This window comes from Cupriavidus numazuensis (assembly GCF_905397435.1).
In the GTDB taxonomy this organism is placed as follows: Bacteria; Pseudomonadota; Gammaproteobacteria; order Burkholderiales; family Burkholderiaceae; genus Cupriavidus; species Cupriavidus numazuensis.
Genome location: NZ_CAJPVI010000077.1, coordinates 20137 through 33515, shown reverse-complemented (window position 1 = coordinate 33515; position 13379 = coordinate 20137). Strand labels below are relative to the sequence as shown.

The following is a 13379-nucleotide window of genomic DNA, read 5'->3' as shown; positions in this document are numbered from 1 at the left end:
ACGTTGCCACGCTGGCGAGGCAAGCAGTGTTCAATCTGTCGATATTGGGCTTCGGTGATTTCCATCACCGAAGCATACAACTAAATCAAATTAGTGTGAACAGGCCCTAGCAGGTCGCCTTCGCCGAGTTCCAGCAACTTGACCAGCCAGTGCTCGACCTCGATGTCCCGGTGGGCTCGCGTTTCACAAAGGCTGGCGGCATCGGCCAGCGCATGGGCGCAGTGCGCATTCAGGCGGCGCAGAAACGGGGAATAGTCACGGGTGGTCATGGCGAACTGCAGAAGAGAAAGTGAAGTGCGGCAACTGGTGTCAGGTGCCGCACGCATTGCGGTCCGGTGTCAGGCACCGGCTATGTGGCGCTTATGAGCGCTCGTTCCAGCTGTCGGCGTGGATGATGTTGCCGTCCTTATACGACCAGGTGATCTTCTCGTAGCGCAGCTCGATGTCCTCGAGATGGTTGTGCTTTTCGTAGGCCGGGTTCTTGATGTCCAGCATCTTCGGCGTCACGCCGACCACCTTGACGTTTTCCAGCTTGGTGTTGAAGTACTCCTTCTCCTTGCCGGCGTCATCGATCTTGTACCACTTGATTTCAATCGACTTCAGCGTCTGTCCGCTGGTGACCGCCTTGTACAGGTAGGGGGTCGAGGCGTCCGTTTCCTTAGTGAACACGATCGGCTTGTGCACGCGGGTGCCGGTCAGCTTGCCGGTGTTCGAGTCGGTTGGGATGTTGACGGCGTGGTCGAAGGCGACGACTTCGACGCTGCCCTCGCGGCCGGACACGGTGACCGAGCCCTTGATATCGGCTCCGCCGTCGTCCTTGATCCACATATATGCGGGAATTGCCATTGCTTCCTACTCCTTTTGCTGGAATGAACAGGCCGACTGGCCCAAAGTTGCCTGAACGCCGCGACGGTCATCGCGGCAATCTGGGACGAGGGTAATCTCGACACGGCGGTTGGCCGAACGTCCGGCTTCCGTATCGTTGGGTGCCTTGGGACGGGTGTCGCCATAGCCCTGGATTGCGAAGTGCGTCACCGGCAGACCGGCCGCATCGGCGAGCCAGTCGCGCACCGAGGCGGCACGTGCCTCGGACAGCTTGAGGTTTGATTGGGCGGCGCCTACGGCGTCGGTGTGTCCAGCGACCAGCACGCGCTTGTCCGGGTGAGCCTTGATCAGCTCCAGCGCGCCGATCAGGACGCGGTTGGACCCGGGATTGAGCGCCGCGCTGCCGCTCTTGAACAGCGAGAGGCTGTTCAGTTCGATGGTCGAAGGCGGTGGTGCTGGCGGCTGATAGCCTGCGATCAGGGCGTTGACGGGGGCCAGCAGGTTCGCGCCCCGATAGAAGCCCAGCCCGAGCCGTGGCGGCACGCCAGCGCTCTGATACTGCTCGAGTTCATCTCGATCGCGCTTGAGCGCCTGCAACGCGTCAACGCGTGCGGCGTCGTGCTCCGCGCTGATGGTGCGGTAGTGGGCCATGTCGCCAAAGACGCGGGCCACCAATACGCGGTTCTGCCAGGCCGACGCGGCTGCGGCCGCGCAGAAGCCCAGGGCCAGCCAGGCAAAGGCGTGTGCCAACGCGCTCGGCAAGGCGCGCCGCACTGGCTGCACGGCAATGCCACGGATCAACGCATCCGGCAATGGATAGGACGCCCTATTCCCTTCCCGTGCTGGCGTTACCAATCCGGTGAGCTGCGTCACGAAACGGGCGTAGAGCGAATCAGGAGCCGGGATGCCTTTCACGGCAGTCACGCCGAAGGCCGCCACGCGAACCGGCCGACCGCTTCGCCCTGAGTCCCGCCCGTCATCCCGCAAGGCCGGCAACAATGTGCCGGACGCCCACCTGACGAGCGCATCCAGGCGTGCGGCGCGCCCCATGCGCTCCGCACGGTCAACGGGCGCTGCCACCTGCGGATACTGTGCAAGGCGGTCGGCCAGCTGGTCGCACAGCGCTTCTCCCGCGGGCAGGCTCCCGCCAGAGATGCCAAACCACGGGCAGTCATCGGGCGGGCCGCCGGCTTCTTCCGCGTACACGGCGACGCAGACGGGCAGCGGATAACCGACGGCATGACTGGCCTCGCCGATAGCAGCACGCCAACGCCTGAGTCCGGCGCTGAGCGTAGCGGGATCGCGTGCCTGATCCGCGCCTACCAGGCAGGCGACGGCATCGGGCCCCTGGCCCTCGCGCCAGCGCTTGAGCGCGTCGGCCACGTAGGCCAGCCTGGTGGGCTCGTCGACGCGCACCCAGATCGTGGTGTCCGTCATCCGGACCAGCGGTTCGCCAAACGCCAGCGCGGGCACGCTGTCGCCCACGGTCAGCACGATCGGCGTGTTTTGGCGAATGTCTCCCGGAAGCGTGTCCAACGACACGTGGATGGCCTCCAGCACGGCCCGCGACGCCTGGCTGCGGGCATGCGCACGCCGCGTCGCAAGCACGATAGTCACAAGCGCCAGCACGATGACGAGCCCGGCCAGCAGCAGGTTCCAGGTCATCGCCCAGGGAGAGCTGAGCGCCAGCCAGGCCAGCGCGAGCGCCGCGACCCAACTGAAAAGCGTGCGATAGGGATAGCCTGTCACGAACACCCTTTCAGCCACCGAGCTGGGCGATCGACACGGCCAGCCATCGGTCCAGCGCCACATAGACCAGAGCCGCACCAGCCAGGGCGATGCCCACCCAGGCCAATGGCGACAGGCCTCGCCATCCGCTTGCCTGTCCACTGGTAACGATCACCGGCCCCGTGTTCCTTTGAACGCCGCCACGCTCCAGGCGCTCGTCGATGGCACGCATCAGCCGCTCGCGGGCGCCGGTGCCATCCAGCGTGAACTTGCCCTGGAAGCCCAGCCCCAGCACGGTGTAAAAGACGGCCAGCAGGGGCAACACCGGCTGGGGTTCGGCCAATCGGCGCTCGATGCGGGCAATCAGTTCCTCGCCAGCGTCATGGCTCTGGAACTCCTTGACCTGCAGAGGTTCACGTTCCCAGGCATCACGTTCCTTGGCTTGCAGACTGCGCAAAGCCACCTCGTCCAGCAACGCGCATTGGGCGTAGGCCGCATCCTCGACCACGGCCGTCGAATGCCCGGCCGCGTGGAACTCTTCACGCAGGCGGCTCAAGTGCTCAAGGCACCTGGTCCGGAAGGTCTCGAAAGTCTCCGGCTTGGCTTCGCCGGCAAGTTCCGTAACGGTCAAGGCCGTGTCGCGCAGGGCGAGAGGCAGAATGGTAGTAAGCGTCGTCATGCCGGCAATACCGCAAAAAGTTCAAGCGATACGTCCGGCACGGAGGCCGGAACATAGAACTGGCACGCGCGCGCGGCCAGCATGCGCTGGAAGGCCGGATGCGCGCTGTCCAGTGCGAAGTACTGATTTTCGACACGGACCGGAATCGCTGCGGGAAGGCGAGACATGGTGCGCAAAGGAATACCCGGCAGCGCTGAGTTGACGATCTGTTCGACCTCGTCTGGCGCACCTGCCTTGCACAGGCGAGGCAGCTGTTCGAGCAGTGTGTGAGCGGGCAAGCCTGCCTGGACGGACAAGTAATACTCGGCGCCTTCTACCAGCCGCTCGTCGAGGATCTTGCCGACCCAGGCCGTGGGCCTTGTTCGTTCCAGCGCAACGGGAACCACCCGCGACGGGATGACTGTGTCGAGCAGCGTGCGGATGAGCGATTCCAGTTCCGCGAATACCGGTTCTGGCGCCAAGTGGTTGTAAGCAGGAATGGCCTGCAATGTCTCGGTGGTCGAGAAAGTCAGCAGCGCCCCGGCCAGGCGGGCGAGCACGCCATAGAGTCGTTCCGGATGTTGCTGCGGCGCTGCACACAGGCGCGCCAGATCCGGCCAACTGCTGTTGACGCTATGCAGCAGCCAGAAGAGCGCCACATCTGCCACGGCGAAGTCGGCAATCTGGTCCGAGCGCTCCCTTCGGCGCACGGCCAGGCTCGCACTCTTGGCGGCAAGGATCTCCGAGAGCCGCTTCATCCGCTCGGTAAGCCTATCGCTCGCAGCAACAAACAAGCACGGCGGCACGAATGTCGGGTCGAGTTCAAATCGCCCGTGCGGCGTGCGGATCAGCCGGGCGATCGGGCAGGTCACATAGTCGCCGTGCGCCTCGAAATCGAAGAGCAGTGCGAGCGCGTGCCGCTCGACGCTAATCTCTTCCTTGCCTTCGCCATGCAGATCGGCCACTGACAGATACTCGCGCACGAAGCGTCGTGGCCGGGCGGGACGCTCGCCGTCCTCCATGCAGTTGCCACCCTGGGCGTCGACCAGCGGCAGGCCGACCAGTACGACTGCGGCATCGACACTGGTCGGCACATCGGCGAGATCACGTGCCGCTGGCGTGCGGTCCGCGGTTTCCGTGTCAATCACCGTTCCGTCGGGCAGGCGCACAGTCAAGGCATTGACGGCCAGTCGGTGGATGGATAGCGCTTGCGGGTCGAGCGCGACGCGAACGGTGCCCCACGGCTCGGGACACGCAATGCGCGCAACCAGCTCGTCGGTATGGCGCTCCCACAGCGCTTGCTGCTGAAAATGCTGTGGAGTCATGAAAATGCCTTGTGCCCACAGCGGTCTCGTTATCTTCATGTGTGATCAATCGCCGCGCAGTCTGAGGCGCGTCATCGTGGCTGAGGCTGCGCATTGCATGGAGGACTTTCCTCCACGCAATGTGCAGCGGTGCTGGCGAACCGGTTCAGTGCACTCAGTTCTTCGCCTTCGGCATCTGCGACACCAGCGACAGGTTGATGTCCATGCCCTCGATCTGGAAGTGCGGCACGATGAAGAGCTTGACGCGGAAGAAGCCCGGGTTGTCCTCGATATCCTCGACAATCACCTTCGCCTCGCGCAGCGGATGCGAGGCCTGCAGCTCGTCGCCCGGATCGGTCATTTCTGTCACCAGCGTTTTGACCCACGTGTTCAGCTCCAGCTCCAGCAGGCGCCTGTCCTTGGTGGTGCCGATGTTCTCGCGCTGAATCAACTTCAGGTAGTGGGCGATCCGTGACAGCAGGAAGATGTATGGCAGGCGCGCATTGACCCGGCTGTTGGCGGTGGCCTCGCTGGTGTCATAGAGCGCCGGTTTCTGCGTGGAGTGCGCCGAAAAGAAGCAAGCGAAGTCGTGGTTCTTGTAGTACGACAGCGGGATGAAGCCCAGGTTGGCGAACTCGAACTCGCGCGTTTCCGGGATCAGCACCTCGGTCGGGATCTTGGCCTGGTTACCGGTCCCCAAGTCATACAGGTGAATCGGCAGGTCCTCGACCAGACCGCCGGCCTGCGGTCCGCGAATCTGCACACACCAGCCGTTTTTGATGAAGCTCTGCACCATGTTCGCGGCAAAGGCGAACGAGGCATTGGCCCACAGGTAGCGATTGTGATCGGGGCCCTTGACGGCCTCGGTATAGTTGAAGGCGCGCACGGGCACCGTTTCGGGGCCATAGGGCAAACGTGCGAGGAAGCGCGGCAGCGTCAGGCCGATGTAGCGGGCATCGTCCGAATCGCGGAAGCTCTTCCACTTCAGGTATTCGGCACGGTCGAAATAGTTGCCGATGTCGCGAATGCTGGCCACGTCCTCCATCGAGTCCTTGCCAAAGAACTTCGGTGACACCGATCCAATGAACGGCATGTGGGCTGCCGCCGAAACCTTCGAGATATTGCGCAGCAGTGCGATGTCATGGGGGCTGCGATCGAACGCGTAGTTCGAGATGATCGAGCCGATCGGCTCGCCGCCCGGCGTGTCGTATTCCTGGATATACGTATGCAGGTACAGACCGCTCTGGATCACCTCCGGCGTGTCTTCGAAGTCCTGCCGCAATGCTTCCTTGGAAGCATCCAGCACCTCGATCTTGACGTTCTTGCGGAAGTCCGTGCGGTCGACCAGGAACTTCAGCCCGCGCCAGGCCGACTCGATCTGCTGGAATGTTTCGTGATGCATGATCGCATCGAGCTGGCGGCTGATCTGCTCGTCCAGGTGTGCGATATGAAAATCCAGCAGGCTCTTGTCGAGCCGGTCCACCTGCTGCGATGAATCCTGGATCATCTTCAGGAACACGTTCATCGCTTGGGCGACACGCTCATCCAGCGATGAATCGGACAGCGCCTCGGGGCTCTGGAAGGATTCCACCGGACGTGCGCTCCTGACCGGGGTCAGGTTGATCTTTTCGCAAAGGGATTCGTAGAGGGTCTTGCCAGGCGCGTCCAGCACAACGGTGTCAACCTCGCTGTGAGCGAGTGCAGAAATCTCTTGTTTGGCCATGGGATTCAATCCTAAATAGGCTGATTACTGGGCGGTCGGGGCGTTCTCGCCAATCCTTTGCAGATCGGCACGCAGGCGCTCGGACAGGGACGGATCCTTGAGGATCTTTTCCAGCTCGCGGCGAAACATCGCGTTGTCGAGCAGATTCGACTTGAGGTCGCGCAGCAGGTTACGCGCGGCCATCAACGCCCGCAACTCGGGTACGCGGCCAGCCACAACTTCCGGTTTGAAGTCGTCCATGGACTTGAAGTCAAGGTCGACTGGCAGTTCCGAGCCATCGCCGGCCAGCGTGTTTCCGACTGCAATCCTGGCCTTGGGATTGAAATCGGCGAGGACGGAATTGAAGTTGTTCTTGTTGATCGATACCTTCTCGCGCTCGGCAAGGGCGCGGGTGTCCTGTCCATTGCTGTAGTCGCCCATCACCAGCATCTTGAGCGGCAACTCGACCTTCTTCTGCGCACCGCCGGTATGCAGGTCCAGCTTGATGTTGATCCGTGCTTTGGGCACTTCATTCTGGAAACTTTCAGCCATCTTTTCTCCCTCTTATCTCTGATTCAAAAGTTGCTTGGATCATGAAACCAGATCCATATGCTGAAGTCCGGCGCGGGCGATCCGCTGTGATAAGTAACATGGCAGGTCAGCGGAAAATATATGAAATTTCCTAAATTAAAAGATGAATGGGCGGATCATTGATTTAAATCGAAATTTGTCTTAGATATGTCTGCGTCCGTAAGAAACTAGCGTACCGTCCGCCCGAGGAGAACGTGAGAACGCACGAATTGCCGCTCTACGGCAGGGTTCGATCACGTTGAGAACGGAGCAAAGGAACGATGGCTGGTGTGGCGGAGGAACTAAAGGCGACTGGGAGCGACCTGCTCAAGGGAATTGCCGGTCGACAGGCGTATTTCCTGGAGGTCCCCAGCGCGCCCACTGCCGCCGCGCTTTCAGTGGTGTCGTTCGAGGCCGTGGAGCGCCTGGGTGAACCCTATGTGGTGACCGTGCAGCTGACGCATCCGCTGGAACTGGACCGCGCGGACTATCTTGGGCGCGATGCGGCGTTCGTCATCGACGCCGCCGACGGTGACGAGCCTCGCCGGTTTGCCGGCTGCATTACCCGCTTCGCCAAGACCAGGCAGACGCGCGACTTCGCCGCCTATGAAATGGTCGTGGAGCCTCTTGTGGCGCGCTTGCGGCTCACGCATGCCAGCCGTGTCTATCAGCACAAGACCGCGCCGCAGATCATCGAGGCCATCCTGCGCCGGCACGACCTCAAGGGGCACCAGTTCGCCTTCAAGACGCGCCGCCAGTATCCGCAGCACAAGTTCCGACTCCAGTACCAGATGTCCGACTGGGACTACATCCGCCTGCTGATGGAGCAGGAAGGGCTGTACAGCTACTTTGTGCCGGGAAAATTCGGGGAAAACTGGGTGGTGGCGGACGATATCGACCACTACCTCTACCAGCCGGAACTGCGGCCACCGTATCAGGAGACGGCCGGGCTGGAATCCGGGGTGGAAGCCGTCTATGCCATCAAGACCGTCGCCAGGACGGTGGCGCAATCGGTCCGGGCCGCTGACCGCAACCCGGCGCAAGCCTACGAGCGCTTCCAGGCCGAGGCGAACATCGCGCGCAAGGACCGCACGACCTACGGGCAGCCATACTTCTATGGCACGCACCACCTGGATCAGGACAGCGCCAAGTGGGAAGCGCAGTTGCGCCACGAGGCGGCCATAGCCGGGCAAGTCGTCTACGAGGGCGAGAGCAACGTGCTGGAGTTGCGCCCGGCGCGCATCCTGCGCCTGAACCTTGCGCTCCCCGATGCGCCCAACGGTCAGGTGATCACCGAGGTCACGCACAGCGGCGCGCGCGATCAGGCCTACCGCAATTCCTTCAAGTCCATTCCGTCCGACCGGCGCTTCCGCCTGCCGCTGGACGAAGCGAACTGGCCGCGCATAGCCGGCACGCTCAGTGCACGCGTCACGTCACCGAACAAGTACAAGTACGCCTACCTGACCCAGGATGGCCATTACACGGTCCGCTTCGACCTGGACTTCGAGGAATGGCCTTCCGGCGGCGAGAGCGTGCCGCTGCGCCTCGCCAAGCCCTTCGCAGGCGGGTTCCAGACCGGCTTCCACTTCCCGCTGTTGGACGGCACCGAGGTCGCCATCGCCTTCACCGACGGGAACCTAAACAAGCCGTATATCGCCGCCGCCCACCACAACAGCCAGCAGGGCGACCACATCACCACCGAAGACCGGTGGCTGTCGCGCAATGTCATCCGCACGCAGAGCAACAACAAGCTGCGCATGGAGGACTGGGAAGGTCAGGAGAGCATCAAGCTCTCGACCGAGTATGGCGGCAAGACCCAACTCAATCTGGGCTACCTGGTTGACGGAAAGAAGCAGAAACGCGGCGACGGCTTCGAGCTACGCACGTCCGGATGGGGCGCCGTACGTGGGGGCAAAGGCCTGCTGATCTCGGCGGAAGACCGGCCCGCCGCCACAGGAAAGCAGTTGGATATGCAGGGAGCGGAAAAGCAGTTGAATCTCGCCCTTGATCACATGCAAGCGATGGCGAAGGCTGCTCAGGCTGCGCAGGCGCACGCCGCCGAATTCGAGAAGCAAAAGCAACTGTTCGAGCAGACTTTGATGGAGTTGAGAGGCGCGGGTCTCCTGGCTACTGCACCGGCAGGGATGGCGTTGACGAGCGGAGGTCACCTGCAAGTATCAGCAACGGGAAATCTATTCGCAACGGCGGGTGGCAACGCCGATATCGGCGTAATCAAGACGATCACGCTGGCGGCGGGGGAAGCCGTGTCACTGTTTGCCAAGAAGCTTGGCATGAAGCTGTTTGCTGCGAAAGGCAAGGTGGAAGTGCAGGCCCAGGATGATGAACTGACCTTGACAGGCAAGAAGGATGTGAAGGTCGCCAGCGTGGAAGGTCAGGTGCTAGCCCTCGGTGAAAAGTCAGTCACGTTGGCCAGTGGAGGCGCTTACATCAAACTGGAGAACGGGAACATTGAGATCGCCTGCCCTGGCGATCTCAAGTTCAAGTGCGCGACCTTCAAGAAGACCGGTCCGGCCAGCCTGAACTTGAGGCTGCCGACACTGCCGCGCACAGCGTTGCCCGCGACCGCAGCGAAGTTCAGTCTGATGATGCCAGACATTCCGGGCGAGCAAGGCGGTTATCTCGCTCATACACCGTGGTCAATCGTGCAGGCGGAGAGCGCCGAAGAAGCTGTTCTCGGCTTTGAGCCATTGTTGACGGGCACGGTGAACGCGGCGGGAATGCTACCGCTTGTTGCAGCTGACATGGAGAAGCTTAAGGCGGCATACGACGAAAGACCCAATCACATCTGGATCGTTGCTAATGGACGTGCCCATGAACTGGTACTCGACCAAGAGTCGTCCGACTGGAGCGCCCACCAAGCCTACGAACGCACCCTCAATGCGATGGGCTACACGGACAGCATGCACAGCGTGAACGGAGCGGACATTGCCGGGCCGGCCGGCGAGCAGATCGCGGCTCTACTCAACATCGGCGGCAAGGCCGCCCTCAACAGGATCAAGGGAGCGTAAGTCATGCCCGATGGCAAAGGAAAGAAGCGCCAGGTTCATCAGATCATCGGAACAGATGGTACCCCCTACACGGCCGCCGTGACCGGGTCTCTCCAAGTTGTCAATGGCTTCTCTCAGCCACTGGAAGGTAACGACGTCAAGTACTACGTGTGTGGGAAGGACTATTTCGCCGAACTTATTGTCGACATTGGGGCTGCCAAGGAGAGCGTCTACATCGCTGGCTGGCAAGTCAACTGGGATGCACAGCTCGCCCCGGGCAAGCGTCTGTATGACGTGCTGCTGTCCGCTGCCAAGGCCAACCCCAGCCTGAAGGTCTATGTCATGCCGTGGAATGATTCCCCCCCGGTGCAGACGTTTGACGATCAGACAAAGAATGCCCTAGAGAGCATTAATACGACGTTAAAGCGGGAACAGGTATTTGTTCACCTCGCGGCGTCCGTTGCTCCGACAAACACTGCGTTCTATAGCCATCATCAAAAGCAGGTGGTCATTGATCGAAAAATCGGTTATGTCGGGGGCATCGATCTCGCCTATGGTCGCTACGATGATACGCATTTCAATTTGCGTGCCGATGCTGACGGCCGCAAAGGACTCAATCGCTACAACGCCTGCGTTGCGCCCGTTGGCAACGTTGCGAGCGGCGGTACGGAAGTTGTCGACCCGGACCTCATGGCGGGTGGATGGGACGAGAACGTAGGCATTCCCTATTTGGTCAAGACAAACGCCAGAATAGCCAGGGAAGCCATCGAGCGGGGGGCTTATCAGGTCCCCTATGCATCAAGCGTTGCCATGGACAAGCCAGGCTTCCCGCTGTCAACGACATCCGAAGGACTTGATCCCTTGAGACAACCGCGTCAGCCATGGAATGACGTGGAGGTCAGAATCACGGGGCCGGCTGTACAGGAACTCACCCGCAACTTCGTCTCTCGCTGGAATCGGGGTACGAAGCGAACTTCCTTGCGACTGGCACCGGCGTCCAAGCCGACACAAGGTAAGGGAGGATGCATTGTTCAGGTTCTTCGCAGTGCGCCTGGAGAAATGTGCGACACAGGTACGGTACAGAGCGACCATTTGCAGGCAATGCAGTTGCTGATTGAGCATAGCACGCACTTCATCTACATCGAAAACCAGTTCTTCGTCTCCAACTTCAGCGACGCGCAGGTGCGTGTCGGTTCCGCTGGACAAATGAATGGTGCTCAATCGGATTGGGACCCGAGTCCGCCACCGGGCCCAGGATACGCTGGGCCCGGTGAAATCATGCACAGCTCGGTATCCCAGTACGGGACCCGGGCTTTGAACAGCGGCGGCGATGACAATATTCAGAACAACATTTGCCAATGTTTGGGTGACCGTATCAAGCGTGCCATTTTTGATCCTCATGGGGAGCCCTTTCACGTGTATATCACGCTGCCTGTGCACCCCGAGGGAAAGCTGAACGACGGCGCCGTTGCGACCCAGGTTCACTGGACCATGCAGACCCTTGTCTTTGGCCGATTCAGCTTGATGAACCGGATTCGGCGACACCTATGGGCCAAGCGGGAATTTGATGCAAGGAAGGGTCAGTGCAAGACCGGAAAAGAGCTGGCTGCACTGAAGGAAGCCCTGCACAAGGAAAGTGAGGTGACCCTGAAATATGCAGACATCGAGATCGACGAGTGCTTCAAGTTTGTCACGTTGCTAAACCTGCGAAGCTGGACCCAGCTAAATGGGCGTCCGGTGACGGAGCAAGTGTATGTGCACTCCAAGTTAATGATCGTTGACGATCGTTACGTCCTTCTCGGTAGCGCCAACATCAATGATCGGAGCCTGTTGGGGGACCGGGATTCCGAACTCGGGGTGCTGCTCATTGATACGCAGCAGGACCACAAGGATGTATTGGGAGATGGCAAGCCACGACTGACAAGGAATCTAGCGCACAAGCTGCGTGTTTCCACGTGGGAAAAAATCTTCGGAGTACATTTGACCGAAAATGGAAACGGCGTCAAGCCCGCTAGTGCATTGAAGAATGCTATTTTAAAGCCTGGTAGTCCGAGTAGCTGGAAATCCATTCAAGAGGTTTCCGACAACAATGCAGACCTTTATGAAAAAGCATTTCTTCATATTCCAAGAAACTTTGGTCCATTTGAAGAGAATAATAGACGTGACGCTTCAATATGGCCCGTTTTCAATCGAATCACGGATAAGGCAGCCGCACAATCAGCGGTCAGTCAAATGCCGTTCGATGGCGGCTTTTGGAAGGGCAAGGTTGTGGGATCGAATGGGGGATCGGACCTGGAAGGGGTAAAGGGATTTGCCGTGGCGCTACCCTATGCTTGGACTAGGGGAGAAAATAATGACATGAGACTGAATAATACTCTCGTAACAGAGGCAAAGCCCGATCGCCCTGCGGAGAATACCATCCCGGGAAGTCAAGAGGAAGTTGTATTGGCCATTATTGAATCGGAACGTGGTGGAGGCGCAGCATGAAGATTTCACGGACATTAAGAGATGCGAAATTTGCGCTTTGTGTGCCATTGCTGTTGGCTGCGGGCTGTATGGCGCAAAGTCCGACGTCATCCGCGACGCCGGTTGGGTGGAGAACTGAATGTGTTGGGCTGCACAGTGTCGATTTGCCTGCTGATTTCAAACCTACCGAGCAATATCTTAGCTATCCGGTGGGTGTTATTGTCAATGGAAATAACCAAGGATTTGACCTTCCGGTAGCGTCGGGATCACGCGTTACCGTAGATGAGTTCAGAAAGCTTGAGGGGGAATTGTATGAGGCATATGAGAAAATAATACGACGTGCATTAAGGGATGCGCGTATATATTCCCGCTTGGAGCGGAGTGCCGAGGCGAAAGCGTTTGCTGATAGCATCAAGTCATATCCGCTTCATACACCCGAGTCGATTGGGCGCACATTCGGCCGCTTGATCTACGGTCACTTCTACCTATCAAATCGCGTTTACAGCCTCGCCGGAGCACAACAAGGAAAAGCGGAAGCTGGTGAGTTGACCTTCGAGGAAAAAGTCAAGCTGTTCCGGCCTAGGGAACTGTTCGAGGTTCCAAGCGGTATGGGCCTTTGCCTTCCTTTTTCATTTATCGAGACAACGAATCGCGGGAGATATGAGCGAATTCTGGAATCAGGCGTGCTCGAAGCACATCCAGACATTGAAGTATTCATATCGGATGCCGGCGATGACCCCACCGTGCAGCGGACTGAAAAGGAAAATCGGGAACTTATTCGGGATCGCCTCAAGGTGTTCTGGGAGCAGCAACCTGGCATCAAACAGGTGCGCGCGCTGAAATGGCCGTTTCCAGCGGTCAAAATGGCGAACTATGAGGGCTACAGTAGCCTTGTCGAGATTACGAGGCCAAATGGAAATATCGACTATGGTTTCCGAGCCATCGCCAACCCGCAAGGTGCGTGGGACTCGATCGACGTCTATGTCATTCAACGATCCGATGTCGCCAGGCAGAAGAAGATTCCTCCATTGACCAAGGATGAATTCAAGCAAATGGCAGACGCGATTGTGTCGTCGCTTCGCAAGAGACACTAGCGCTGCTAGCCTGCTGTCATGCAC

10 protein-coding genes are annotated in these 13379 nt (G+C 59.7%); 3 read left to right on the top strand and 7 right to left on the bottom strand.

Going from position 1 to position 13379, the window contains the following annotated elements; translation table 11 throughout:
- Window positions 1-80: 80 nt before the first annotated feature.
- The 7 genes from KHO41_RS36820 to tssB form a co-directional block, all read right to left on the bottom strand.
- Window positions 81-269 (bottom strand): hypothetical protein, encoded by a 189-nt coding sequence (locus tag KHO41_RS36820; protein ID WP_211958161.1) that lies wholly within the window; start codon window positions 267-269, stop codon window positions 81-83.
- A 91-nt stretch (window positions 270-360) separates the two neighbouring features.
- The gene (locus KHO41_RS36815) at window positions 361-846 is read right to left on the bottom strand and encodes an Hcp family type VI secretion system effector (RefSeq protein ID WP_211958155.1); all 486 of its coding nucleotides are present in this window, start codon (window positions 844-846) and stop codon (window positions 361-363) included.
- A gap of 6 nt (window positions 847-852) precedes the next feature.
- Entirely contained in the window at window positions 853-2574 is a 1722-nt protein-coding gene (locus tag KHO41_RS36810; protein ID WP_244874200.1) for an OmpA family protein, read from the bottom strand.
- 10 nt (window positions 2575-2584) lie between these two features.
- Entirely contained in the window at window positions 2585-3232 is a 648-nt protein-coding gene (locus KHO41_RS36805; RefSeq protein ID WP_211958154.1) for a DotU/TssL family secretion system protein, read from the bottom strand.
- Window positions 3229-4575, bottom strand: coding sequence for a type VI secretion system baseplate subunit TssK (gene tssK / locus KHO41_RS36800; protein WP_211958153.1), 1347 nt, complete (start codon window positions 4573-4575; stop codon window positions 3229-3231). The genes KHO41_RS36805 and tssK overlap by 4 nt, the downstream gene beginning before the upstream one ends.
- 115 nt (window positions 4576-4690) lie before the next feature.
- On the bottom strand, window positions 4691-6238 hold the full coding sequence (gene tssC / locus KHO41_RS36795) for a type VI secretion system contractile sheath large subunit (RefSeq protein WP_211958152.1): 1548 nt from the start codon (window positions 6236-6238) through the stop codon (window positions 4691-4693).
- 24 nt (window positions 6239-6262) lie between these two features.
- Entirely contained in the window at window positions 6263-6769 is a 507-nt protein-coding gene (tssB, locus tag KHO41_RS36790) for a type VI secretion system contractile sheath small subunit (protein WP_211958151.1), read from the bottom strand.
- Between the two features lie 299 nt (window positions 6770-7068).
- Between tssB and KHO41_RS36785 the strand changes: the two genes are divergently transcribed.
- From KHO41_RS36785 to KHO41_RS36775, 3 genes are read left to right on the top strand one after another with little or no spacing between them, the layout of a single operon-like run.
- Window positions 7069-9816 (top strand): type VI secretion system Vgr family protein, encoded by a 2748-nt coding sequence (locus KHO41_RS36785; protein WP_244874199.1) that lies wholly within the window; start codon window positions 7069-7071, stop codon window positions 9814-9816.
- A gap of 3 nt (window positions 9817-9819) precedes the next feature.
- Window positions 9820-12282: a phospholipase D-like domain-containing protein gene (locus KHO41_RS36780; RefSeq protein WP_211958150.1), complete on the top strand. Its 2463-nt coding sequence runs from the start codon at window positions 9820-9822 to the stop codon at window positions 12280-12282.
- Window positions 12279-13355, top strand: a complete 1077-nt coding sequence (locus KHO41_RS36775; RefSeq protein ID WP_211958149.1) for a T6SS immunity protein Tli4 family protein — start codon at window positions 12279-12281, stop codon at window positions 13353-13355. Before KHO41_RS36780 ends, KHO41_RS36775 begins: the two co-directional genes overlap by 4 nt.
- Window positions 13356-13379: the final 24 nt, after the last annotated feature.

Bases quoted from the DNA above. Each gene is read 5' to 3' on its own strand.
- KHO41_RS36820 (WP_211958161.1), bottom strand. From the start codon at position 269: ATGACCACCCGTGACTATTCCCCGTTTCTGCGCCGCCTGAATGCGCAC.
- KHO41_RS36815 (WP_211958155.1), bottom strand. From the start codon at position 846: ATGGCAATTCCCGCATATATGTGGATCAAGGACGACGGCGGAGCCGAT.
- KHO41_RS36805 (WP_211958154.1), bottom strand. From the start codon at position 3,232: ATGACGACGCTTACTACCATTCTGCCTCTCGCCCTGCGCGACACGGCC.
- tssK (WP_211958153.1), bottom strand. From the start codon at position 4,575: ATGAAGATAACGAGACCGCTGTGGGCACAAGGCATTTTCATGACTCCA.
- tssC (WP_211958152.1), bottom strand. From the start codon at position 6,238: ATGGCCAAACAAGAGATTTCTGCACTCGCTCACAGCGAGGTTGACACC.
- tssB (WP_211958151.1), bottom strand. From the start codon at position 6,769: ATGGCTGAAAGTTTCCAGAATGAAGTGCCCAAAGCACGGATCAACATC.
- KHO41_RS36785 (WP_244874199.1), top strand. From the start codon at position 7,069: ATGGCTGGTGTGGCGGAGGAACTAAAGGCGACTGGGAGCGACCTGCTC.
- KHO41_RS36780 (WP_211958150.1), top strand. From the start codon at position 9,820: ATGCCCGATGGCAAAGGAAAGAAGCGCCAGGTTCATCAGATCATCGGA.
- KHO41_RS36775 (WP_211958149.1), top strand. From the start codon at position 12,279: ATGAAGATTTCACGGACATTAAGAGATGCGAAATTTGCGCTTTGTGTG.